The sequence below is a fragment of the Streptomyces sp. CB02414 genome (assembly GCF_001905385.1).
Classification (GTDB): domain Bacteria; phylum Actinomycetota; class Actinomycetes; order Streptomycetales; family Streptomycetaceae; genus Streptomyces.
On the sequence record NZ_LIPF01000006.1, the window covers coordinates 284,705 to 307,259 of the forward strand.

The window sequence follows — 22,555 nt, forward strand, 5'->3', positions numbered from 1 at the left end:
CACAAAGGGGCGTGCGGTGTCGGACGTGCCGACTACATTCGGGGAGACGTCGGCCGCAGGCTGGAGTGCGACGTACGGGTACGCACAGGTACAGGGGGTGAAGAGGCCGCATGGCGAAGAGGGACGTACCGCCGCGCTGGGACCGGAAGATGCAGCAGCGGCTGGCACGCGGCGAGGCCGCCGCCCTGGGTGAGCTGTACGACCGGTTCGCCTCGATGGTGCACGGCCTGGCGCACCGCGTGCTCGACGACGAGCGCGCCGCCGACCACCTCACGCGCGACGTCTTCGCGCACGTCTGGGAGCATCCGGACGCCTACGACCCCCGCCAGGGCCCGCTGCGCACCTGGATCGCCACGCTGACCCACCGGCTGGCCGTGCAGCGGCTGCGGGCCACGGAGACGGCCGCCCTCGCCCGCGGCGGCTCCGGAAGCGTGGAGGAGCTGGAGACGAAGGTGCGGCACGCCTCGGTCGCCGCGCGCGCCGACTACATCGTCCAGTCCATGCCGGCCCCGCTGCGCGCCGCCCTGGAGCTGGCCTACTTCCAGCGCCGCGACTACCGCCAGACCGCCGCCGACCTGGGCGTCACGGAGGACGAGGCCCGCCGCCGCCTGCGCCTGGGCCTCCAGCTCCTGTCCACGGCCCGCGACGCCGGCTCCCCGGGAACACCGGGGGCGCCGCCGGGATACGGGGGTGCGGCGTGAAGGGGGCCTACGACGAGGGCGGGGGCGCGGGCACTCCGGACAGCGGAGGCTCCGGGGACGACGGCCCGGAGCCGCGGGGCGGCCACGACGCACCGGCGAGCCCGGACCGCCCTGCGCACCCCGCCGCACCCGGCCCGCCCTCGCCCGACGGCACCACCGCCTCGCCGGGCCCCGGGGGCCCGCCGCGCGACGAACCACCGGGCGGATCGAATGGACCGACGGCGAACGACGCCCCAGGCGGCCCCAGCGTCCCCGACGCCCCGAACGCCCCCGCTCCCCGCATACCACTCCCCCGCGCCTCCGTCGAGGACACCGGGCGGGCGTTGCCCGATGTGGTGCCGGGCGGGCCGGTCGCGCTGGAGCACCACGTGCTGACGTCGCTCCTCGGGGCGTGGGCGCTGGCCGCCTGCTCGGCCGAGGAGGCGGCGGCGGTCGAGGAGCACATCGGCGAGTGCGCCCCCTGTGCCGACGAGGCACTGCGGCTGCGCGACGCCGTCACCCTGCTCCAGCGGCCGGAGAGCCTCGACCTGGACCCGGCGCTGCGCACCCGCGTCCTGGAGGGGTGCCTGGAGCGGCGCCCGCCGCGCATCCCCGTGCCCGAGTGGGCGACGCCGTACGACGCCGAGACCGCGCGGCTGGACGCGCTGCTGCAGGACATCGGGGACGCCGAGTGGCACGCCCCGGTCCGGCTGCGCTGGTTCGAGGCCGACGGTGCCGCGAGCCGCCGTACCACCGTCGCCGGGGTCATCGCGCACCTGCTCACGGTCGACGGACTGGTTGCGGTCGCCCTGGGCCTCGCCGATCCGCTGAGGGACATCACCGCGCCCACCTGCGCGCCGGGCAGCCGCACGGAGGCGTACTGGCGTGCCTCGCACTACCCGCCCACCCGTGCGGTGCGGGCGCCCTGGCGCGAGCTGAGCCACGACATCGTCCGGACCGTGTCGTTCACCGGCGACGCGGGCGGGATGCCCGTGTCGTACGGCGACTTCGAGCTGCCGCTGCGCGACGCCATGCTGGACCGGGCGTTCGAGTGCTGGGTGCACGCCGAGGACATCGCGGACGCGGTGGACTACCCGTACGAGCCGCCCTCCGCCCGCCACCTGAACCGCATGATCGACCTCGCGGCCCGGATGCTGCCGGGCGTCCTGGCCCAGCGCCGCATGGCCGGGCTGGCCGCGCCGGGGGCCCGCCCGCACCTGGTCACCGCGGGTGAACCGGGGCGGAGCCTGCGGCTGGAGATCGAGGGCTCGGGCGGCGGCGAGTGGCTGATCCCGCTCGACTCACCGGGCGCCAAGGGCTCCGCCGACCATGAGGTGGCCCATGTCGCCCTGGACGGCGTTGAGTTCTGCCGGCTGGCCGCGGGTCACGTGCCTCCGGCGGAGGCCGCGGCCGGTCAGGTGGGCGACCGCGAGGCGATCAGGGACGTCCTGTTCGCCGCGGCCAGCCTGAGCCGGATGTAGGGCGGATTCCGGCCACCCCGTAGGCCACCCCGTACGGCCGGGTACGCCGCGGGGTCACTCGGCGCTGTCCGGGGGCGTGGCGGGTGCCGTGTGGAGTACCTCGCGGGCCTGGTCCGCGGCGCGGACGATGCTCTCCGAGATGAAGTCGAGGAAGCGGGCCATGTTCTCCAGGCGCGCGGCGGCCGGCGTTCCGGAGCCGAGGACGCCGACGCCCTGGCGCGCGGTTTCGGCGATCTGCAGGGTGCCGCGGGCGCTGGCGACCATGGACTGGTACCAGACGTCGTCGTCGATGACGTAGCGCTCGCGGCGGGAATCGTCGCGTTCCCGGCGGACGAGGCCCTGTTCGTCCAGGAACGCGACCGCCTTGGAGACGGACGCCGGACTGACCTGGAGGCGCCGGACGAGTTCGGACGCGGTGAGGCTGCCCGTGTCGCTGACGAAGAGGCAGGCCATCACCCGGGCCATCATTTTCGGCGTGCCCGACTGCATGAAGACGGTGGTCAGCGTCTCCTCGTACTCGCGCACCGCCTCGGCGTCGCGCCCGTGGGCCTGCGGGAGCGCCTGGGGTCCCCGGGGCGCGGCCTGCCTGCGCCGGTGGGCTCGGCGCTCGGTGGCCCGGTGGGCGAGGTCGGCCCGGTACGCGGTGGGGCCGCCGTTGCGCATCACCTCGCGCGTGATCGTCGAGGTGGGGCGGTCGAGGCGTCTGGCGATCTCCGCGTAGGCGAGGCCGTCGGCCAGCCCCAGGGCGATCTGCTGACGTTCCTGCTGAGTGAGCCTGCCTCCCGGCATCGTGATCTCCTTCGCGCGCTCCCTTGATGCCGTCACTATAGCGTTCATTCCCACTTCATTGCAACGCATGGGTAATCGCCGTTGCATTGCTTCGCAGTTCGGTTGCAACGAATAACAGCCGCTGAGCTGCCCTTTCAATGCGAGTGCGCAACAAGTGTGTTGATAGAACCATGAAGGCAACGTAGCGTTTCTCTCGTCAGAAAGAACGACGAGTACAGGAGACCACCATGCAGACCTTCGACACCCCCGCTCCGATCTCCGCCGTCCTCAGCATCCCCGCGGGACGCGTCCAGTTCATCGCCGCCGACCGGACCGACACCACGGTCGAGGTCCTGCCCGCGAACCCCTCGAAGGGCCGCGACGTGCGGGTGGCCGAGCAGACCAGGGTCGAGTTCGGCGACGGCGTCCTGCGGGTCGAGGCGCCGGAGAACAACCAGCTCATGGGAGCCTCCGGGTCCGTCGAGGTGACGGTCCGGCTGCCGGCCGACTCCCGCGTCGAGGCGAGGACGGCCGCCACCGAGTTCCGGGGCGTCGGACGGCTCGGTGACGTCGAGTTCGAGGGCGCGCACGGCCCGGTCAAGCTCGACGAGGCCGCGAGCGTCCGGCTCACCACCGCCGCCGGCGACGTCACGGTCGGGCGGTTGGGCGGTTCCGCCGAGATCAGCACCCAGAAGGGCGACATCCGGATCGCCGAGGCCGCACGCGGTGCGCTCGTGCTGCGCACCCAGTCCGGCGACGTGACGGTCGGCGCCGCCGCCGGGGTCTCGGCCTCGCTGGACGCCGGCACCGGCTACGGCCGTATCGACAACGCGCTCAAGAACACCGACGGCACCCCCGGCCTGACCATCCACGCCACCACCGCCCACGGCGACATCACCGCCCGCAGCCTCTGAGGAGCAACCACCATGACCGACCTGGCCATCGCGGCGAGCGGACTGCGCAAGTCCTACGGCGACAAGACCGTCCTCGACGGCATCGACCTGAACGTGCCCGAGGGAACGGTCTTCTCCCTCCTCGGCCCGAACGGCGCCGGCAAGACCACCGCCGTCAAGATCCTCTCCACCCTCATCACCGCCGACGCCGGCACCCTCCGCGTCGCCGGACACGACCTCGCCACCAGCCCCCAGGCCGTACGGGCCACCATCGGCGTCACCGGCCAGTTCTCCGCCGTCGACGGACTGATCACCGGCGAGGAGAACATGTGGCTCATGGCCGACCTGCACCACCTCCCCCGCGACGAGGGACGCCGGGTCGCCGCCGAACTCCTGGAACGCTTCGACCTCACCGAAGCCGCGAAGAAGCCCGCCTCCACCTACTCCGGCGGCATGAAGCGCCGCCTCGACATCGCCATGACCCTCGTCGGCGACCCCCGCATCATCTTCCTCGACGAACCCACCACCGGCCTCGACCCCCGCTCCCGCCACAACATGTGGCAGATCATCCGCGAACTGGTCTCCGACGGCGTCACCGTCTTCCTCACCACCCAGTACCTGGAGGAGGCCGACGAACTCGCCGACCGCATCGCCGTGCTCAACGGCGGCCGGATCGCCGCCGAGGGCACGGCGGAGGAGCTGAAGCGGATGATCCCCGGCGGCCACGTCCGCCTCCGCTTCACCGACCCCGCCGCCTACCGGTCCGCGGCCTTGGCCCTGCGCGAGGTCACCGGGGACGACGAGTCGCTGACCCTGCAACTCCCCAGCGACGGCAGCCAGCGCGACCTGCGCACCATCCTCGACCGACTGGACTCGGCCGGCATCGAGGCCGACGAACTCACCGTCCACACCCCCGACCTCGACGACGTCTTCTTCGCCCTCACCGGCAACGCCGCCGTCCCCGCCCAGACCGACCAGCCGAAGGAGACCGTCCGATGAGCAACCTCGCCCTCGCCGTGCGCGACTCGTCCACGATGCTGCGCCGCAACCTCCTGCACGCCCGGCGCTACCCCTCCCTCACCCTGAACCTGCTGCTCACGCCGGTCATGCTGCTGCTGCTCTTCGTCTACGTCTTCGGCGAGGCGATGAGCGCCGGCATCGGCGGCGGCGACCGCTCCGACTACATCGCCTACATCGTGCCGGGCCTGCTCCTGATGACCATCGGGTCCACCACGATCGGCACCGCGGTCTCCGTCTCCAACGACATGACCGAGGGCATCATCGCCCGCTTCCGGACCATGGCCATCCACCGCGGCTCCGTACTCGTCGGACACGTCATCGGCAGCGTGGCCCAGTCGATCATGAGCGTGGTCCTCGTCGGCGCCGTCGGCGTCGCCATCGGCTTCCGCTCGGCGGACGCCACCGCCCTGGAGTGGCTCGCGGCCTTCGGGCTCCTGGTGCTCTTCACACTGGCGCTGACCTGGATCGCCGTCGGGATGGGCCTGGTCAGCCCCAACGCCGAGGCCGCCAGCAACAACGCGCTGCCGCTGATCTTCCTCCCGCTGATCTCCAGCGCCTTCGTCCCGATCGACTCCATGCCCGGCTGGTTCCAGCCGATCGCCGAGTACCAGCCGTTCACGCCGGCCATCGAGACCCTGCGCGGCCTGCTCCTCGGCACCGAGATCGGCCACTACGGATGGCTCGCCCTCGTCTGGAGTGTCGCCCTCACCGCACTCGGCTACTTCTGGGCGACCGCCAAGTTCAACAACGACCCGAAGTGACCGTGCACGACCGGGAACGACCGGGACGATCGTCGTCCTCGCCCAGGGCCTGCCCGACCGGCCCTAGGCAAAGACGACGGTCCGTCGGCCGTTCAGCAGGATGCGGTGCTCCGCGTGCCACTTGACCGCCCGCGCCAGTGCCTGGCACTCCACGTCCCGTCCGACCGCGACCAGCTGGTCCGGCGTGACGTCGTGGCCGACCCGCTCCACCTCCTGCTCGATGATCGGGCCCTCGTCGAGGTCCGCGGTCACGTAGTGAGCGGTCGCGCCGATCAGCTTCACGCCCCGCGCGTGCGCCTGGTGGTAGGGCTTGGCGCCCTTGAAGCTCGGCAGGAACGAGTGGTGGATGTTGATGATCCGGCCGCTGAGCCGCTTGCACAGGTCGTCCGAGAGGACCTGCATGTAGCGGGCGAGCACGACGAGTTCGACGTTCTCCTCGCGCACGATCTCCAGCAGCCGTGCCTCGGCGTCCGCCTTCGTGTCCCTCGTCACGGGGATGTGGTGGAAGGGAATGTCGTACGACCCCACCAGCTCGGCGAAGTCCGTGTGGTTGGACACCACGGCCGCGATCTCCACCGGCAGCGCGCCGATCCGGGCCCGGAAGAGCAGGTCGTTCAGGCAGTGCCCGAACCTGCTGACCATGAGCACGATGCGCATCTTCCGGTCGGCCCGGTCGATCTGCCAGTCCATCTGGAAGGCGTCACCGATCGCCGTGAAGCTGGCCCGCAGCTTGTCCACGGTCACCGGCTCGTCGGCCGAGAAGTGGACCCGCATGAAGAACAGTCCCGTGTCGTGGTCGCCGAACTGCTGGCTGTCCTCGATGTTGCAGCCGGTCATGAACAGGTAGCTCGACACGGCGTGCACGATGCCCTGCTTGTCCGGGCAGGAGAGGGTGAGGACGTACTGGTCGGCCCGGGCGGCGGCCGACGGGACGGCGGCGGAGGACTGCTCGTTCATGCAGGACAGGGTCCCATACCCGGGCCCGCCGCCCGAGCGTCGTCCCGTCAGGCGGACCGGGTCAGGATCTGCAGCAGCTCCAGCGTGCGCGGCGCCGTCTCCGGGTCCTCACCGTCACTGGTGGCCAGTCGCACGTGCGCGTCGCGCGCCGCCCGCACCGCGTCCGGCCAGTCCGGGTGGTCGAGATACGCGGTCACCGGCGCGTCCGGCCCCACCTGGTGCATGATCCTCAGTACGCGCAGCACGGCCGTGTCGACGAGCGCCGCCTCCTGTGAGTCCCGGAAGACCGTGCCCACGTACTTCTCCGCGGACCAGTGGTCCAGCCAGGTGTCCTCCACCAGCCGGTACACCGCGTCGGTGACGTCGCCGTAGCCGTCGACGCCGGCCAGCCAGACGTCCCGCTGGAAGGCGGGGGCGGAGAGCATGTGCAGCGCGGAGCGCACGTTGCTGCGCCAGCGCCACCACGGCATGTCGTTGAGGGGCATGCCGCCCATGGTGGAGGAGCGACGGCCGCGACGGGAAGAGTTCTCCGAACCTTGCACGGTCATCGATCGTACGTTCCCCTCCCGGCCCTCCTCACCGGCCCCCGCAATTCACCTCCGTGTCACCGCGCATTGACCGCAGGTCACCTCCGGGTTGGCCGTGTGACGGAATCGTGCGGGCACATGACCGGCAGGCGCCCCATCCGCAGCAGCTTCCTCCGCCGCCCGAGCGGCCGCTCCCGGGCCACCCGCACCGGCGCACTGTCGGCGGGCGCGCTGGTGGCGTGCGTGTCGCTCGCCGTCGGCTGCGGCGTCGTCCCCGGTACCACGGGGGGTTCCGGGGACGACGCGATCACCGTCATGACCTGGGCGCCGCAGGAGACGGGCGCGACCAACAAGCCGGGCATGCCCGCCTTCGCGCAGGCCTACGCCCGCTGGGTCAACGCGAACGGCGGCATCGGCGGCCGCAAGCTCAACGTGCTGACCTGCAACGACCACAACGACAGCGTGGCCGCGGCCAAGTGCGCCCGCCGCGCCGTCAACGAGAAGGCGGTCGCGGTCGTCGGCTCCTACAGCCAGCACGCGGACTCCTTCTTCCCCGTGCTGGAGGGCGCCGGAATCCCCTACATCGGCGGCTACGGCATCACCAACGCGGAGTTCACCAGCCCCCTGTCCTACCCGGTCAACGGGGGACAGCCCGCGCTGCTGGCCGGCCTCGGCAGCGCGCTCGCCGGCTCCTGCGGGCCCGTCGCCCTCATCCGCCCCGACACCATCGCGGGCGACCAGTTCCCCGTCCTGCTCGACTCGGGGCTCACCTCGGGCGGGCACGAGCGCGCCGAGGACCAGCGGGCGGCGGAGGACGCCACCGAGTACAGCGGCCAGGCCGAGCGGGCCCTTGAGAGCACGACCGGCGATCCGGCGGACCCGGGGTGCGTGGTGCCGGTCCTCGGCGACCGCACCGGCACCTTCATGGACTCCTTCCGCCGGGCCCGCGAGGACTACCCCGACGTACGGACCGCGACCGTGCTCGGCAGCGTCGACCAGTCCACGGTCAACGCGAGCGGCGGGGCGTCCGGGCCCTACGAGGGGGCGTACGTCACTGGCTGGTACCCGGAGGCGGACGATCCGGCCTGGAACGGGATGAAGAAGGTGATCAAGGAGGAGGCGTTCGGCGACAACGACATCGACGCGGCGGACGCCGGGGTGCAGACCACCTGGATCGCGTACACCGTCCTCAAGAAGGTCGTCGAGTCGCTCGGCGACGGCGAGGTGAGCGCCGGCACCGTACGGCGGGCCCTGGACGGCGGCCTGGAGGTCGGCACGGGCGGACTCACTCCCACCCTCCGGTGGACGTTCGCCGCCGAGCTCGCCTCGGTCGGCTTCCCGCGCCTGGTCAACACCGAGGTCACCCTCCAGGTCGTACGGCAGGGCCGGCTGGTCTCCGCCCACCAGGGCTCCATGGACACCACCCGCCTCCTGCAGAACGCCCACGTGGCCTGAGCGGACCCCGGCGGGACCGGGGTCGCACGGGCCCCTCTCAGAGCTGGGTGGGCTGGCGCTCCGTGAGTCCGTACTGCTTGGCGATGGCGTTCCAGAGGGCGGCGGCCTTGGTCTTCTCCTTGCTCGCCGTGCCGCTCGCCCGGTTGGCCTCCTTGGGCTGGGTGGCGGCCTTGCCCTTCTTGCAGCCCTTCTTGCCGGCCGTCCGGTCGGCCCAGGCCGCGTAGTGGTTGTCGGCCGACGCGGAGGCCTGCCACGCCTTGGTGAGGGCGGCGGTCAGCTCGGCGTGCTGCGGCAGCTTGTCCACGGACAGCTCGGAGAGGCTGGTGACCAGCCCGGTGCGCTGCTTGGCGGCCTCGCGCAGGTCCTTGGCCGCCTGGGGCAGGTTGTCGCACTTCTTCACGTCGGCCACGGCGTTGATCACGGTGGTCCGGCCGGTGCCGCTCTCGGCCAGCAGCTTGTCCAGCTCGACGGCCTGCCGGCGGGCCGGGTCGACCGACGGCGACGGTGACGCGGACGCCGACGCGGACTCGGAGACGGGGGCGGTCGCGGAGACAGGCTGATTGCCGCCCTTGTTCTCCTCGCCACCGCCGCCCCCGGCCAGCATCGCGCCCGCGCCGATGCCGACGACGGCGATGCCGACGCCCACGGCCGCGAGCATGGGCACGCGCGAGCCGGTGCGCCCGCCGCCGGCCCGGCCGCCGTCGTCGTGGCCGCCGCGCCGCCGGCCGCCACCGGCCGGGCCGTGCGGGCCCTGCGGGGCGTAGGCGGAGGGGCCGCCGCGGTGCGCCGCCTGCGGCTCGTCGAAGGCGGGCAGCTGCTGGGTCGACGAGGCCGGCCCGTCGGCGGCCGGGGCGCTGCGGAAGAGGCTGTCGAATTCGGCGGGGGGCTGCCGTCCCTCGTCACCGCCGGGCGCGCCGCCGTACGGGGCCGGTGTGGCGGGGCCGCCGGGCACGGGCGCGATGAACTGCGTGGCCTCGGCGTCGGGGTTGGGGCCGGGCCGTGCCGGGTACTGCGGTGCCGCCGTGCCGAGGAACTGCGTCGACTCGGCGTGCGGCTGGGCGGGTCTCTCCGGGGGCAGGGCGCCCGGAGAGACCGGGGGTATGTACTGCGTGGCACCCTCGTCGGCCGGGTTCCCGGCCGGGGGCACCGGGGGGATGTACTGCGTCGCACCCTCGTCGGCGGTCGACGCGACGGGCGGCAGGTACCGCGTGGCACCGTCGTCGGCCGCGGGCCCCTGTCCGGGGAGGCCGGGGTGAAGGTGCGGCCCGGCCTGACCTGGCTGGCCGTGCTGCCCCGACTGGCCGTGGGGCCCGGCCTGCCCGTGGTGGCCCTGCGGTCCCGGCTGGCCGAACTCACCAGGCTGACCCTGCGGACCGGACTGACCGTGCTGACCGGCCTGCTGGCCGTGCGGACTCGGCTGACCGTGCTGCCCCGACTGCCCGTGGTGGCCCTGCGGTCCCGGCTGGCCGAACTGACCAGGCTGACCCTGCGGACCGGACTGACCGTGCTGACCGGCCTGCTGGCCGTTCTGTGCGTGCTGGCCGGTCTGGCCGTGCGGGCCCGGCTGGTGGTACTGCCCCTGCGGCCCCGGCTGCCCGTACGACGGCCCCGAGCCGTACGCCTGGCTCCCGGCCGGCCCGCCGTAGGGCTGCGCGCCGGACGAACCGCCGTACGCCTGCCCGTGGGACGCCGCTCCGTACGCCTGCCCGCCGTACTCACCGGTGGCCTGCGCGCCCTCCGGAGGCAGCGGGCCGGGGCCCGCCTGGGGCGGGGAGCCCCAGGGCTGGGCGGCGGGCGGAGTGGACCAGCCCTGCTCGGGCGCCGGGCTCTGCTGCTCGGGCCCCCACGGCCGGTCCCAGGCCTGGCCGCCGGGTGGCGCCGAGGCGGGCGCGGGTGCGGGGCCGGCCGGCGCGCCCGGGCCGGTCAGGCCCGGTACCAGCGGCTCGCCACCGTCCGAGGGCAGCACGATGCCTTCGCGCGCTTCCCGCGGCGAGGGCTCCTCGCCCTGTCCACTCTGCGTCACCGGGACTCCTGTGAATGGGGGACCTTCGGAATCGTCGGCTCACGCTACCGGGTCCCCGGAGCCCACTGCCACGCCGCATGGGGCGTGAACTCCTTCCCTGTGACCGCAGTAACAAAACCGTGCCGCGGCACGCTGTTCATGGAACTTCGCTCACACCGCGCCGGTGTTCACGCGGCGGCCTGGAGGTCCAGCCGCGCCCCGAACTCCCTTACCACCGCCTCCTCCCGGTACGGTTCCAGCCGCGCCTGGAAGTCGTCCAGGTACTCCGCGCCCCGGTTCGACCGCAGCGTCCCGAGGAGCTCCACCGCCTTCGTCGCCGTCGTGCAGGCCTGTTCGATCTCGCGCTGCTGCACCTGGGCCGTGGCCAGCAGCACATGGCCGATGGCCCGCCTGCGCGCCCGCGACTCGGGGTGCCCGTCCAGCGACTGCCGGGCGCACCGCGCCGCCGAGTCGGCCTCCCCCAGGTCCCGGTGGCAGTGCGCCAACTCGTCCGCCAGATACGCCTCGTCGAAGTGCGCGATCCACACCGGGTCGTCCCCGGCCGCCGGTTCGGCCGCGTCCATCGCGGTGACCGCCCGCCCGGCCGCCGTGTGGGCCGCCCGTGCGTCGCCCAGCAGCGCGTGCCCGCGGGCCTCGGCGGCGTGGAACATCGCCTCCGCGCGCGGCGTCACCCGCCCGCGCGCCCCCTCCTGCGCCGCGCGCGCCAACTGCGCGATCTCCCGGGGGTTTCCGAGCTGCGCGGCGAGGTGGCTCATGGAGGCGGCCAGCACGTACCCGCCGTAGCCGCGGTCACCGGCCGCCTGCGCGAGCCGCAGGGACTGGATGTAATACCGCTGGGCGAGTCCGGGCTGGCCGGTGTCGACGGCCATGTACCCGGCCAGCTCGGTCAGCCGGGCCACCGTGGCGAACAACTCCCGTCCCACCGCCTCCCGGTAGGAGCCCGCGAGCAGCCCGGAGACGACGCTGTTCAGGTAGTGCACGACGACCGGGCGCACGTGCCCGCTGCCGTACTGGTGGTCCAGGTCGACCAGCGCCTGCGTCATCGCCCGCACCGCCGCCACGTCGGAGGGCCCCACCCGCGGCCCGGCCGAGCGCGACACCTGTGAGTCGGGGGCGGAAATCAGCCAGTCCCGGCTGGGTTCGACGAGCGCCGAGGCGGCGACGGACGACCCGGACAGGAAGTCCCGCCGCCCGACGTCACTGCGCCACAGCTCGCAGACCTGCTCGATGGCTCCCAGTACCGTCGGCGAGAACTGGAGGCCGACCCCCGAGGCGAGGTTCTTGCCGTTGGCCATGCCGATCTCGTCGATCGTGACCGTGCGGCCGAGCTTGCGTCCGAGCGCCTCGGCGATGATCGCCGGTGCCCGGCCGCGCGGTTGCTGCCCACGCAGCCAACGGGCCACCGAGGTCTTGTCGTACCGCAGGTCGAGTCCGTGCTCGACCCCGCACACGTTGACCCGGCGGGCGAGGCCCGCGTTCGAGCAGCCCGCTTCTTGAATGAGCGCCTGCAGTCGTTCGTTCGGCTGCCGCGCGACGAGAGGCCTTGCGGCCATGGCGTAACCCCCATGCGGTCTCATACGGTCTCGATGCTGTCCCGGCGGACGAGAAGATCCGGCCGTGAAGATCAATGCCCAGTCGATGTGCCGACAATGCGAGACTTGCGAAGCTTGCGAGGATTGCCGGGGTGACGGCCGACGCCGGCCGGCGTCGGCCCCAGACGTGGCTACCCAGCTCCGGCGGCGAATCCTCCCGCGCGCCCCCGTACATGCACCCATGCGCCCCGGATGCGGAATCGATGCTCCTCCCCCGCGCGCGCAACCGCCGTAACCCCCGGTGAGCACGGGAGTTGAGTTCCACGTGACAGAGACCATCCCCGGCACCGAAGCCACCCAGATCCCGCAGCAGCGAGGCGCGTCGCTGCTGGAGACCGCCGTACGCTACGCCGAGGAGCGCCACTGGGACGTGTTCCCCGGCACCTGGCTGGAAGCAGCCGACGGGGAGCAGCGCTGTTCCTGCGGGGACCCGGCGTGCGCCGCCCCGGGCGCGCACCCGGCGCGCGAGGACTGGGCGACGCAGGCGACGGGCAGCGCGACCGTCGCCCGCAGGATGTGGCAGAAGCAGCCGGCGGCCTCGATCCTGCTGCCCACGGGGCGGACGTTCGACGCGATCGACGTGCCGGAGACCGCGGGGTTCCTGGCGCTGGCGCGGATGGAGCGGATGGAGCTGACGCTCGGGCCGGTGACGCTGACGCCGGACCGGCGGATGCGGTTCTTCGTTCTTCCGGGGGCCGCCGCGAAGGTGCCGGAGCTGGTGCGGAAGCTGGGCTGGGTGCCGCGACTGCTCGATCTCACGGCGCTCGGGGAAGGGGCGTATGTGGCTGCGCCGCCTACGCGGTACGGGACACGGGGGGCTGTGCAGTGGGCCTGCCGGCCTACGCCGGCGAATCGGTGGCTGCCGGATGTGGAGGAGTTGGTGTCGCCGTTGGCGTATGCGTGCGGTAGGGATCGTTAGGGGCGCCTATTCATCTGCCTGGTTGAGGTGTTCTGGCGGCTGGCGGCCGTACGTGGTTGATCGCGCAGTTCCCCGCGCCCCTTATCGGGGCGCTCTTCCCCCGTAGGGTGCGGAGTTGACGGAGGGAGACGTGGTGGGTGCGAGGGTTGCCGTGCGCGTGCGAGGGCTCTGGAAGCGGTTCGGGCAGCAGGTTGCCGTGGGTGGGGTCGATCTGGAGCTGCCCGCGGGCAAGTTCGTCGGGCTCGTCGGGCCGAACGGCGCCGGGAAGACCACCACCCTCTCCATGGTGACCGGGCTGCTGCGGCCGGATCAGGGGACCGTCGAGGTCGTCGGGCACGACGTGTGGCGCGACCCGGTGGAGGTGAAGGCGCGGATCGGGGTGCTGCCGGAGGGGCTGCGGCTGTTCGAGCGGCTGTCCGGGCGGGAACTGCTCGGCTACACGGGGCGTTTGCGCGGCCTGCCCGGTGACGAGGTGGACCGGCGGGCGACCCAGCTGCTGGACGTACTGGACCTGGCCGGGGCCCAGCACAAGCTGGTCGTCGACTACTCGACCGGCATGCGGAAGAAGATCGGGCTGGCCACCGCGCTGCTGCACAATCCCGAAGTGCTCTTCCTGGACGAGCCGTTCGAGGGGGTCGACCCGGTGTCGGCGCAGACGATCCGGGGCGTCCTGGAGCGTTACACCGCCTCCGGCGCCACCGTCGTCTTCTCCTCCCACGTCATGGAGCTGGTGGAGTCCCTGTGCGACTGGGTGGCCGTCATGGCCGCGGGCCGCATCCGCGCCACCGGCACCCTCGCCGAGGTGCGCGGGGAGGCGGCCTCCCTGCAGCAGGCGTTTCTCGAACTCGTCGGCGCCGGGGGCCTGGACACCGGGTCGGACCTGGACTGGCTGGGCGGCGGGTCCCGGTGAGCGCGTCGGTCACCTCCGTCTTCGTACGGCTGAAACTGTCGCTCCTGCGCAACGGGCTGCGCCGGTCCGGCGGGCGGCGGGCCGCCTACATCGCCTCCGCCGTCGCCGTGCTGCTCTTCGCCGCGCTCCAGCTGATCGGTCTGATCGCCCTGCGCGGGTACGACCACGTGGGGTCACTGGTCATCCTGCTGGCGGCGGTGCTGGGTCTCGGCTGGGCGGTGATGCCGCTGTTCTTCCCCGGCGGCGACGAAACGCTGGACGCGACCCGGCTGGTGATGCTGCCGCTGCGGCCCCGCCCGCTGGTCCGGGCCCTGCTCACGGCGTCGCTGGTGGGCATCGGGCCGCTGTTCACGCTGTGCGTGCTGGCCGGCTCGGTGGTCGCGGTCGCGCACGGCTGGGCGGCGTACGCCGTCGGCGTCGTCGGCGGTGTCCTCGCGCTGCTGGTGTGCGTGACCCTCGCGCGGGCCGTCGCCGCCGCCAACGTACGGCTGCTGACCAGTCGCAAGGGCCGCGACCTGGCGGTGCTGAGCGGGCTGGTCGTCGCGGTCGGGGCGCAGGTCGTCAACTTCGGCGCACAGCGACTGGGTTCGTCCGGGCTGGAACAGCTCGACCCGGCGGCCGACGTGCTGCGCTGGGTGCCGCCCGCCTCGGCCCTCGGCGCGATGGACGCGGCGGGCGACGGGTCCTGGGGCACCGCGCTGGCGCAGCTGGCCCTGACGGCGGCGGCGCTGGTGCTGCTGCTGCGGGTGTGGGAGCGGCACCTGACGCGGCTGATGACCACGCCGGACGGGTCCACCCTGCAGAGCGACACGCGTCCCGTGCGCCGGCGCGGCTCGTCGGGCCTCACCCGGCTGCTGCCCACCGGCCGCACCGGTACGACGATGGAACGCACCCTGCGCTACGTGTGGCGCGATCCGAAGACGAAGGCGGCGTGGGTGACCTCGCTGGCCATCGGCCTGATCGTGCCGGTCTTCAACGCCTGGCAGGGCACCGGCTCGGTGTATTTCGCCTGCTTCGCCGCCGGGATGCTCGGCATCCAGATGTACAACCAGTTCGGGCAGGACACGTCCGCCTTCTGGATGGTGGCGCTGACCATCTCCTCGACCAGGGACGCCTACGTGGAACTGCGCGCCCGCGCGCTGGCCCTGCTGCTGATCACTCTTCCGTACGCGACCCTCGTCACCGTCCTGACCACGGCGATGCTCGACGACTGGCGGACCCTGCCCGAGGCCCTGGGCCTGTCCTTCGCGCTGCTCGGCGCGATGCTGGCGACCGGGGCGTGGACCTCGGCGCGCTTCCCGTACTCCATCCCGCAGGAGGGCCACAAGAACGTCGCCCCCGGTCAGGTCGGGCTGGCCTGGATCTCGATCCTCGGCGGCATGGTCGGCGCGGCCCTGCTGTGCGCACCCGTGATCGCGCTGACGATCTGGCTGAACGTACGCGGTGCCGGGAGCCCGCTGCTGCTTCCGGTGGGCGCGGTGTACGGCGCGGTGCTGACGCTGGCCGGCCTGCGGCTGGCCGCGCCGCGCACGGCCGGACGGCTGCCGGAGATCCTCACGGCGGTCAGCAAGGGCTGACGGCGGCGCCCGGTCCGGTCAGCCGTCGCGGAGGCTGTCGAGGAACGGCTCGATGGCCGCTCGCCACGCCTCCGGCTGGTCGTAGTGGACGAGGTGGCCGGCGTCGGCGACCTCCGCGTACTGGCCGTGCGGCAGGACGCGGACCATCTCCTGGGCCTCGGCGCGGCCCAGCTCGCCGTCGAGGCCGCGGACGACCAGCGTGGGACAGCGGACCTGGGCCAGCTCCTCCCAGTGGGCGTCGTAGACCCATGTCTCGCGGGAGCGCAGCATCTGCTCCGGCTCGAAGACCGGCCGCCAGCCGTCCGGGGACTCGGCCATCACCTCGGCGTAGAACTCGCCCCGGGCCGGATTCGGGCGCTCCACCCACGGATCGTCCTCGCCGAACCACTTGCGTACGTCGGCGAGGGTGGCGAAGGGGACCGGCCAGGCGCCGAACCACTCGGTCCAGGTGTGCTGGGACGCGGCGCCGAGGGCGGAGGCCCGCATGTCGCAGACGACCAGACCGCGGACCAGGTCGGGACGTTTGGCGGCGAGCTGCCAGGCGGTCAGCGCGCCCATGGCGTGGCCGATCAGGACGGCCGGGCCGAGACCGAGCTGCTCCAGGGCGGCCTCGACGTCCTCCACGTAGGCCTCCCGGGTGTAGGAGCCCCGCGGCGGCTTGTCGCTGCGGCCGTGGCCGCGCTGGTCGAGGGCGACGGCCCGGTGCCGGGCGGCGAGCCAGCGGGCCGTGGGGGCCCAGTGGGACGCGCGGCCCATCAGGCCGTGCAGTAACAGCACACCTGTGTGGTCCGCGTGGTCCGTGCGGTCGGTCCGGTCCGTCTTGGGAGGGTCGCCGAACTCCCAGGCCGCGAGGCGTACGCCGCCCGCGCCGGTCACGTCGATGCGTCGCGCCATGGTCCTGGCACCCCCAAGCTCCGCTCGGACCGCCCGCCCCGCCGGGCCGGCCGATCCTGTGAACCGTGTCCTGCCTGTCGTGCCTGTCGTTCTGGCCGTGACGGGCCACCGTCCGCTCACGGCCGTCCGACGCTCGCAGAGTATCGAATGCATATTCGAAAATGCCGCCTCGGCGAGCAACACCCCTCGTTCGAGTGACCCCCTTCAGGGATTGATCGCCGCCGCCGAGGGGAGATCTTCAACGGGAGGCGGGCCGCTCGGGGAAAACGGTCCGAGGGGATTGACCCTGAGAGCTCGGGGCTCCGGGTCAGCACAGGGGAGGACAGGCCCCGGCGCCACACGGCGCCGGGGCCCTCTCCGTCTCAGCAGCACGCCCCTCCCCCTCTCCGGCCGGGACGACATCGCTGTCACACCACGGCCCAGAGCCCTCACGTCATACGCCTCACGCCACAGCCTTGCACGCGCGGTGACCGGACGCTGCGATTCGGCGGACCGCACACGGGAAACGGCGTGATCCACGCCGTGGCGGGCAGCCCGTCAGCGCTTGGCGACGAACACGTGCGAGGCGGTCTCCGTCTCCAGCTCCGCCGCCTCGCCGCCGCTGCCCACCAGCACGCCGCCGGCCGACTCGGTCACGCTCACCACCGAGCCGGGCTGCACGCCCGCCCGGCGCAGCGTGTACATCAGCTGCGCGTCCGTCTGGATCGGCTCGCCGATCCGGCGCACGACGACCGTCTTGCCCTCCGTGCCCGGGTCCAGGTCGGCGAGGGACACCATGCCCTCGTCCAGGAACGGATCGGCGCCGTCCGTCTCGCCCAGCTCCTCCAGGCCCGGGATCGGGTTGCCGTACGGCGACTCGGTCGGGTGCCGCAGCAGCTCCAGCACCCGGCGCTCGACGGCCTCGCTCATCACGTGCTCCCAGCGGCAGGCCTCGGCGTGCACCTGCTCCCACTCCAGGCCGATCACGTCGACGAGCAGGCACTCCGCGAGCCGGTGCTTGCGCATCACCCGCGTGGCCAGCCGGCGGCCCTCGTCGGTCAGCTCCAGGTGCCGGTCGGCCGCCACGGACACCAGACCGTCGCGCTCCATCCGCGCCACCGTCTGGCTGACCGTCGGGCCGCTCTGGTCGAGCCGCTCGGCGATCCGGGCGCGCATCGGGACCACACCTTCCTCCTCCAGCTCCAGAATGGTGCGGAGGTACATCTCCGTGGTGTCGATCAGTCCGGACATACGTGCCCCTTGATGAGATTGCCGGAGGCTACGGCCCACCGGCTCGTGCGCTGGCCCTGCCCCCAATTCTGACGCATACCACCGACAACCGTGCCGCACCGCGGAAACCAGGGCCCGCGCGGCCGTCCGGCGGTGTCGACGCCGTATTGACACCGCACTGGTCCAGACCGCACGGTGATCCGCGACGCAGCCACTCCGAAGGGGTCCCGCATGAGCGACCGCAAGCCGGCCGGGCAGTTCATCGACGCCGCGATCGACCTCCTGCGACGGGTCCGCGACGAGGAGGCCGACTCCGTCGAGGCGGCCGGCACGCTGCTCGCCGACACGGTGGCCGACGGCGGCCGGCTCTTCACCTTCGGCGCCGGCCACTCCTCCCTCGCCGCCCAGGACGTCGTCTACCGCGCCGGCGGCCTCGCCCTGATGAACCTGCTCGCCGTGCCCGGCGTCGTCGGCGTCGACGTCATGCCGGCCACGCTCGGCTCCGCGCTGGAGCGGGTGGACGGCCTCGCGAGCGCCGTACTGGACTCCTCGCCGATCCGCGCGGGCGACGCCCTGGTGATCATCTCCCTGTCCGGGCGCAACGCGCTGCCCGTGGAGATGGCCATGAACGCCCGCGCCCTGGGCGTCCGCGTCATCGGCGTGACCTCGGTGGCGTACGCCTCCGAGACCAAGTCGCGGCACGCCTCCGGCTCCTTCCTCAAGGACCACTGCGACATCGTGCTGGACTCGAAGATCGCCGTCGGCGACGCGGAGCTCACGCTCGACACCGTCCCCGCGCCCTTCGCGCCCGCCTCCACGGTCGTCACCAGCGCCCTGATGCAGGCCATGACCGCCACGGCGGCCGCCGCCCTCGCCGACCGCGGCATCGAACCGCCCCTGCTGCGCTCCGGCAACGTCGACGGCGGCCACGAATGGAACGGGCGGGTACTGGACCAGTACGGGGACCGGATCTTCTACCGGCGCTGAGCGGACACCCGGCCAGGACCCCGATCGCTACGGCCCCTCCACCGGCCCGGCGAGATCCAGCGCCGCCGCGATGCGCACCGCCACGTCCTCGGCGTACACCGCGTCCGAGCGCTCGAACGCGCTGCGCCCCGAGCCGCGCAGGAACGTCACGACGCCCAGCGTCCGGCCCCGGCTGCGCAGGACCGCGCACAGGCCGTGCACCGTGTCCGCCGGCCACTGCCGGGCCGTCGCCCACTGGCGCACCCGCTCCGCCGGCACCGCCCGGACACCGGCACTGGCCCGCACCGAGCCCGCCCGCTCCACGCACTGCACCGCCGGGTGCCCCTCGGCGTAGCGCACCGGCATGCCCGACGTCGCGGCCGGCACGCTCGGCCCCGGCGCTCCGGACGGCGTCGCCGCCACCCGCATCAGCCGCACCGGCCCCGGCGCTTGTGGCTCCGCCGCCTCGGACTCGCCCGCCCGGGGCCCGCTCTCGCCCACCACCCGGTCGATCAGGGCGTGGTCGGCGAACCCGGCGAGCGCGAAGTCCAGGTGGACGACCGCCGCCTCCGCGGGATCCTCGCACTCCGCCGCCGCCCGCGCCGCGCGGTGCAGCTGGTTGGTGCGGAAGCGCAGCAGCGCCGCCTCCTGCTCGGCCTGCTTGCCCTCCGTGATGTCCTGGAACAGCCAGCCCACGCCCAACGGCACCGGCTCCTCCGCCAGCGGCGACGCCAGCCGCACGAAGCCGCTGCGCCAGCACCGGCGCCGCTCGCCCTCCGGCGTGCGCACGCTCACCCAGATCTCGGCGGGCCCGGGCGGCGCGCCCTCCGCCAGCACGTGCGTCAGCGCGCTCTCCAGCTCCTCCACGCCCTGCGCGAGCAGATCGCCCAGCGGCCGCCCCAGCACGGACGTACGCCCGGCGCCCAGGGCCCGCGCCGCGTGGGCGTTCACCACGGCCGGCCGCAGATCCACGTCCACCAGTACGACGCCCCAGCTCGCGTCCTCCAGCAGGGCCTCGCTCAGCGCGATGGAGCGCTCCAGGTCGATCTGCGCGTGCACCTCGCTGAACGCGCAGTACACCCCGGCGGGTCGGCCGTCGGGACCGCGCACGGCCGCGGACTGGGTGCGCACCAGCACCCGACCGCCGTCCTTGGTCAGCAACGCGAACTCGTGCACCTGCCGGCCCGGGGCGCGCATCGCGGACAGCAGCCGCTCCTCGACCTCACCGGCGTCCGCCCGGCGCACGGCCCAGCCGGCGAAACCCTGCCGTCCCACGGCCTCGGCCGCGCTCCAGCCCAGGATCCGCTCCGCCTCGCGGTTCCAGTGGGTGACCACCCCGTCCGCGTCGAAGGCGCACAGGGCCGCGTCCATGCCGTCGAGCAGCGCGGCCAACAGGTCCGCGCCGTCCCGCTCGGGCTGTTCCGGCTCGTCCGGCCCCAGCTCGTCGGTGGTCCCACTACGCCGGGAAGCACTCACCTGGACCCCCTGCAGGCTGCGTCACTGGCCTTCATTCAACTCGAACGTGATGCAGCACACACCGAGTTCCCACAAGATTGCGGAAATCGTTGTACTGCGGAAACTCGGCATACGCCCCCGTCATGACGGGTGCGCGGCGAGCCTCAGATCGACCCACTCGTCGCTCTCGCCATCCAACACGTACCGCTCCCGTTCCACGAACCCACGCCCCTCGGCGAACCGCAACCCGTCACCGTTGGCCGCCAGCACCACGGTCTCCACCGCCTCGGCGCCGAGCGCGGCCGCCTCGGCCAGGCCCGCCTCGTAGAGCGCCGCGCCGATCCCGCGCCCCCGGAACGCGGGCAGCACCCGGGCGATCACGGTCGCCGCCCGCTCCTCCCCCTCGGGCGGCCGCACCGTGGAGCACCCGACGAGCACGTCCCCGAGGTACGCGTTGGCCAGCCGGTACCGCCCGGCCCGCTCCCGCGCCTGATCCGGGGTCATCGCGGCGGGCGGCACCACCTCGTCGTGGACGTGCCGCCACTCCTCCACCATGGCGTCCCCGGCCACGGCCTCGACGCGCAGTCCGGCGCCCGGACCGACCGGCCCGCGCCGCGCGTCCGCCTCGATCTCGATCCGCATCCGCTCGTCGGCGAGCCCGCACACCATCATGGTCGCGGCCGGCCGCACCTCGCCGAACGCCCGCCGCAGCACCGGCCAGCACGGCTCGAAGTCCTCCCGCGCGGGCAGCAGGTACCGCACCCGCACGACGTCCGCGAACGTGCACCCCGCCTCGGCCAGTGCCGCCCCGATGTTCCGCAGGCACTGCCCGGCCTGCTCCACCACGTCCTCGGAGATGGTCATCGACGCGTAGTCGAACCCGGTCGTCCCCGACACGTGCACCCGGTCCCCGTCGACGACGGCCCGGGCGTACCCGATCCGCTCCTCGAACGTCGACCCGCTGACCACCGCCCGCCTGACCGGCGGCTCCCCCTGGTGTTTCGTCATGGGCGAAACGGTAGGTGACCAGCGCGGACGCGTCCATGGGTGATCGTCGGCCGAGGGCCGCGGACGGGTCCGGAAAAAAGACGTTGATGAGCGGGCGGTCAGTTCCTAATGTGGGGAGCACACAGAAGGGAGGTGGTTCGGCAGATGTATGACAACCGGACGCGTGAGGTGGCTGCGGGCTAGCGGCCCGTCACCACACCGAGTGCGGTGCCGGACCAGCGCGTGAAAGACGCGCGCAGCCGGCCCAATCCCAAGCAGTCACCCGACCCGCGAGTCGCCGGTAAGTCCGGCCGGCTCCTCTCCGGAGGAACCAGACTCGCGGGTCGTCTGCGTGTACGGCGCGGTCCGTCAGCCCGCGATGTCGGCGTAGCCCTCGATCGCGCGCGGGTCGCGGGGGCCCGGGCCGACGTAGCGGGCCGAGGGCCGGACCAGGCGGCCGGTGCGCTTCTGTTCCAGGATGTGCGCGGACCAGCCGGCCGTGCGGGCGCAGGTGAACATCGAGGTGAACATGTGCGCCGGGACCTCGGCGAAGTCCAGCATGATGGCGGCCCAGAACTCGACGTTGGTGGCGAGGACCCGGTCGGGGCGGCGGGCGTGGAGTTCGGCCAGGGCGGCCTTCTCCAGGGCTTCGGCGACCTCGTAGCGCGGGGCGCCCAGTTCGCGGGCGGTGCGGCGCAGGACGCGGGCGCGGGGGTCCTCGGCGCGGTAGACCCGGTGGCCGAAGCCCATGAGGCGTTCGCCCGCGTCGAGGGTCTTCTTGACGTAGGCCTCGGCGTCCCCGGTGCGTTCGATCTCCTCGATCATGTGCAGGACGCGGGAGGGGGCGCCGCCGTGCAGCGGGCCGGACATGGCGCCGACGGCTCCGGAGAGGGCGGCGGCCACGTCGGCGCCGGTGGAGGCGATGACACGGGCGGTGAAGGTGGAGGCGTTCATGCCGTGCTCGGCGGCGGAGGTCCAGTAGGCGTCGACGGCGGCGACGTGCTTGGGGTCGGGTTCGCCGCGCCAGCGGATCATGAAGCGTTCGACGACGGACTGGGCCTTGTCGATCTCGCGCTGCGGGACCATGGGCAGGCCCTGGCCGCGGGCGGACTGGGCGACGTAGGACAGGGCCATGACGGCGGCGCGGGCGAGGTCGGCGCGGGCCTGCTCGGCGTCGATGTCGAGGAGCGGTTTGAGGCCCCAGACGGGGGCGAGCATGGCGAGCGCGGACTGCACGTCGACACGGATGTCGCCGGAGTGCACGGGGATCGGGAAGGGTTCGGCCGGGGGCAGGCCGGGGTTGAAGGCGCCGTCGACGAGCAGGCCCCAGACGTTCCCGAAGGAGACGTGCCCGACCAGGTCCTCGATGTCGACGCCGCGGTAGCGGAGGGCGCCGCCCTCCTTGTCGGGTTCGGCGATCTCCGTCTCGAACGCGACGACTCCTTCGAGCCCGGGTACGAAGTCGGACATCAGGCGGCTCC

General features: G+C 73.1%; 20 protein-coding genes. 10 read left to right on the plus strand and 10 right to left on the minus strand.

The window, feature by feature from the left end:
* Window positions 1-110: 110 nt before the first annotated feature.
* Both AMK11_RS21140 and AMK11_RS21145 read left to right on the plus strand, forming a co-directional pair.
* Window positions 111-701 (plus strand): sigma-70 family RNA polymerase sigma factor, encoded by a 591-nt coding sequence (locus AMK11_RS21140; protein ID WP_073729517.1) that lies wholly within the window; start codon window positions 111-113, stop codon window positions 699-701.
* Window positions 698-2,161 (plus strand): maleylpyruvate isomerase N-terminal domain-containing protein, encoded by a 1,464-nt coding sequence (locus AMK11_RS21145; RefSeq protein WP_079187584.1) that lies wholly within the window; start codon window positions 698-700, stop codon window positions 2,159-2,161. Before AMK11_RS21140 ends, AMK11_RS21145 begins: the two co-directional genes overlap by 4 nt.
* Before the next feature lie 54 nt (window positions 2,162-2,215).
* On the opposite strand, the gene AMK11_RS21150 is transcribed toward AMK11_RS21145, so the two are convergent.
* Window positions 2,216-2,950 (minus strand): GbsR/MarR family transcriptional regulator, encoded by a 735-nt coding sequence (locus AMK11_RS21150; RefSeq protein ID WP_073729519.1) that lies wholly within the window; start codon window positions 2,948-2,950, stop codon window positions 2,216-2,218.
* A 227-nt stretch (window positions 2,951-3,177) separates the two neighbouring features.
* On the opposite strand from AMK11_RS21150, the gene AMK11_RS21155 reads away from it, so the two are divergent.
* Genes AMK11_RS21155 through AMK11_RS21165 form a run of 3 tightly spaced genes read left to right on the plus strand, consistent with a single transcriptional unit; the run spans window position 3,178 to window position 5,603 of the window.
* A complete protein-coding gene (locus AMK11_RS21155) occupies window positions 3,178-3,843 on the plus strand; it encodes a DUF4097 family beta strand repeat-containing protein (protein WP_073729521.1) in 666 nt (221 codons plus the stop codon).
* Window positions 3,844-3,855: 12 nt separating this feature from the next.
* A complete protein-coding gene (locus tag AMK11_RS21160) occupies window positions 3,856-4,821 on the plus strand; it encodes an ATP-binding cassette domain-containing protein (protein ID WP_073729523.1) in 966 nt (321 codons plus the stop codon).
* Window positions 4,818-5,603 (plus strand): ABC transporter permease, encoded by a 786-nt coding sequence (locus tag AMK11_RS21165; RefSeq protein WP_073729525.1) that lies wholly within the window; start codon window positions 4,818-4,820, stop codon window positions 5,601-5,603. Before AMK11_RS21160 ends, AMK11_RS21165 begins: the two co-directional genes overlap by 4 nt.
* A 63-nt stretch (window positions 5,604-5,666) precedes the next feature.
* Here the strand turns inward: AMK11_RS21165 and purU are convergent, their stop codons facing one another.
* Both purU and AMK11_RS21175 read right to left on the minus strand, forming a co-directional pair.
* Window positions 5,667-6,560, minus strand: coding sequence for a formyltetrahydrofolate deformylase (purU, locus tag AMK11_RS21170; RefSeq protein WP_073729527.1), 894 nt, complete (start codon window positions 6,558-6,560; stop codon window positions 5,667-5,669).
* A 47-nt stretch (window positions 6,561-6,607) separates the two neighbouring features.
* Complete coding sequence (locus tag AMK11_RS21175; protein WP_073729529.1) at window positions 6,608-7,108, minus strand: SCO4402 family protein; 501 nt, start codon at window positions 7,106-7,108, stop codon at window positions 6,608-6,610.
* A 117-nt stretch (window positions 7,109-7,225) separates the two neighbouring features.
* On the opposite strand from AMK11_RS21175, the gene AMK11_RS21180 reads away from it, so the two are divergent.
* The gene (locus AMK11_RS21180; RefSeq protein ID WP_073729531.1) at window positions 7,226-8,542 is read left to right on the plus strand and encodes an ABC transporter substrate-binding protein; all 1,317 of its coding nucleotides are present in this window, start codon (window positions 7,226-7,228) and stop codon (window positions 8,540-8,542) included.
* Between the two features lie 37 nt (window positions 8,543-8,579).
* Here AMK11_RS21180 and AMK11_RS21185 read toward each other — a convergent pair whose 3' ends face one another.
* A complete protein-coding gene (locus AMK11_RS21185; RefSeq protein ID WP_241847026.1) occupies window positions 8,580-10,565 on the minus strand; it encodes a hypothetical protein in 1,986 nt (661 codons plus the stop codon).
* Between the two features lie 167 nt (window positions 10,566-10,732).
* A complete protein-coding gene (locus AMK11_RS21190; protein WP_073729533.1) occupies window positions 10,733-12,118 on the minus strand; it encodes a transcriptional regulator in 1,386 nt (461 codons plus the stop codon).
* Between the two features lie 304 nt (window positions 12,119-12,422).
* Here AMK11_RS21190 and AMK11_RS21195 point away from each other — a divergent pair, with 304 nt between their 5' ends.
* The 3 genes from AMK11_RS21195 (at window position 12,423) to AMK11_RS21205 (ending at window position 15,563) form a co-directional block, all read left to right on the plus strand.
* Entirely contained in the window at window positions 12,423-13,076 is a 654-nt protein-coding gene (locus AMK11_RS21195) for a bifunctional DNA primase/polymerase (RefSeq protein WP_073729535.1), read from the plus strand.
* 115 nt (window positions 13,077-13,191) lie between these two features.
* Window positions 13,192-13,986 carry an ABC transporter ATP-binding protein gene (locus AMK11_RS21200; RefSeq protein WP_073729537.1) on the plus strand — a complete coding sequence of 265 codons (795 nt, stop codon included), beginning with the start codon at window positions 13,192-13,194 and terminating at the stop codon, window positions 13,984-13,986.
* Window positions 13,983-15,563: a transporter gene (locus AMK11_RS21205; protein ID WP_107429714.1), complete on the plus strand. Its 1,581-nt coding sequence runs from the start codon at window positions 13,983-13,985 to the stop codon at window positions 15,561-15,563. Before AMK11_RS21200 ends, AMK11_RS21205 begins: the two co-directional genes overlap by 4 nt.
* A gap of 18 nt (window positions 15,564-15,581) precedes the next feature.
* On the opposite strand, the gene AMK11_RS21210 is transcribed toward AMK11_RS21205, so the two are convergent.
* On the minus strand, window positions 15,582-16,457 hold the full coding sequence (locus AMK11_RS21210; protein ID WP_073729540.1) for an alpha/beta fold hydrolase: 876 nt from the start codon (window positions 16,455-16,457) through the stop codon (window positions 15,582-15,584).
* Window positions 16,458-16,994: 537 nt separating this feature from the next.
* Window positions 16,995-17,687 (minus strand): metal-dependent transcriptional regulator, encoded by a 693-nt coding sequence (locus AMK11_RS21215; protein ID WP_073729542.1) that lies wholly within the window; start codon window positions 17,685-17,687, stop codon window positions 16,995-16,997.
* 210 nt (window positions 17,688-17,897) lie between these two features.
* On the opposite strand from AMK11_RS21215, the gene AMK11_RS21220 reads away from it, so the two are divergent.
* A complete protein-coding gene (locus AMK11_RS21220; protein WP_073729544.1) occupies window positions 17,898-18,653 on the plus strand; it encodes an SIS domain-containing protein in 756 nt (251 codons plus the stop codon).
* A gap of 27 nt (window positions 18,654-18,680) precedes the next feature.
* Here AMK11_RS21220 and AMK11_RS21225 read toward each other — a convergent pair whose 3' ends face one another.
* From AMK11_RS21225 to AMK11_RS21235, 3 genes are all read right to left on the minus strand, one after another.
* Complete coding sequence (locus AMK11_RS21225; protein WP_073729546.1) at window positions 18,681-20,108, minus strand: PAS domain-containing protein; 1,428 nt, start codon at window positions 20,106-20,108, stop codon at window positions 18,681-18,683.
* Between the two features lie 120 nt (window positions 20,109-20,228).
* Window positions 20,229-21,095 (minus strand): GNAT family N-acetyltransferase, encoded by an 867-nt coding sequence (locus tag AMK11_RS21230; protein ID WP_073729548.1) that lies wholly within the window; start codon window positions 21,093-21,095, stop codon window positions 20,229-20,231.
* Window positions 21,096-21,443: 348 nt separating this feature from the next.
* Window positions 21,444-22,544 (minus strand): citrate synthase 2, encoded by a 1,101-nt coding sequence (locus AMK11_RS21235; protein WP_073729551.1) that lies wholly within the window; start codon window positions 22,542-22,544, stop codon window positions 21,444-21,446.
* Between the last annotated feature and the right edge of the window lie 11 nt (window positions 22,545-22,555).

What these genes read in the sequence shown, in the direction of transcription:
- AMK11_RS21140 (WP_073729517.1), top strand. Translation starts at nt 111, where the DNA reads ATGGCGAAGAGGGACGTACCGCCGCGCTGGGACCGGAAGATGCAGCAG.
- AMK11_RS21150 (WP_073729519.1), bottom strand. Translation starts at nt 2,950, where the DNA reads ATGCCGGGAGGCAGGCTCACTCAGCAGGAACGTCAGCAGATCGCCCTG.
- AMK11_RS21155 (WP_073729521.1), top strand. Translation starts at nt 3,178, where the DNA reads ATGCAGACCTTCGACACCCCCGCTCCGATCTCCGCCGTCCTCAGCATC.
- AMK11_RS21160 (WP_073729523.1), top strand. Translation starts at nt 3,856, where the DNA reads ATGACCGACCTGGCCATCGCGGCGAGCGGACTGCGCAAGTCCTACGGC.
- AMK11_RS21165 (WP_073729525.1), top strand. Translation starts at nt 4,818, where the DNA reads ATGAGCAACCTCGCCCTCGCCGTGCGCGACTCGTCCACGATGCTGCGC.
- purU (WP_073729527.1), bottom strand. Translation starts at nt 6,560, where the DNA reads ATGAACGAGCAGTCCTCCGCCGCCGTCCCGTCGGCCGCCGCCCGGGCC.
- AMK11_RS21175 (WP_073729529.1), bottom strand. Translation starts at nt 7,108, where the DNA reads ATGACCGTGCAAGGTTCGGAGAACTCTTCCCGTCGCGGCCGTCGCTCC.
- AMK11_RS21180 (WP_073729531.1), top strand. Translation starts at nt 7,226, where the DNA reads ATGACCGGCAGGCGCCCCATCCGCAGCAGCTTCCTCCGCCGCCCGAGC.
- AMK11_RS21190 (WP_073729533.1), bottom strand. Translation starts at nt 12,118, where the DNA reads ATGGCCGCAAGGCCTCTCGTCGCGCGGCAGCCGAACGAACGACTGCAG.
- AMK11_RS21210 (WP_073729540.1), bottom strand. Translation starts at nt 16,457, where the DNA reads ATGGCGCGACGCATCGACGTGACCGGCGCGGGCGGCGTACGCCTCGCG.
- AMK11_RS21215 (WP_073729542.1), bottom strand. Translation starts at nt 17,687, where the DNA reads ATGTCCGGACTGATCGACACCACGGAGATGTACCTCCGCACCATTCTG.
- AMK11_RS21220 (WP_073729544.1), top strand. Translation starts at nt 17,898, where the DNA reads ATGAGCGACCGCAAGCCGGCCGGGCAGTTCATCGACGCCGCGATCGAC.
- AMK11_RS21230 (WP_073729548.1), bottom strand. Translation starts at nt 21,095, where the DNA reads ATGACGAAACACCAGGGGGAGCCGCCGGTCAGGCGGGCGGTGGTCAGC.
- AMK11_RS21235 (WP_073729551.1), bottom strand. Translation starts at nt 22,544, where the DNA reads ATGTCCGACTTCGTACCCGGGCTCGAAGGAGTCGTCGCGTTCGAGACG.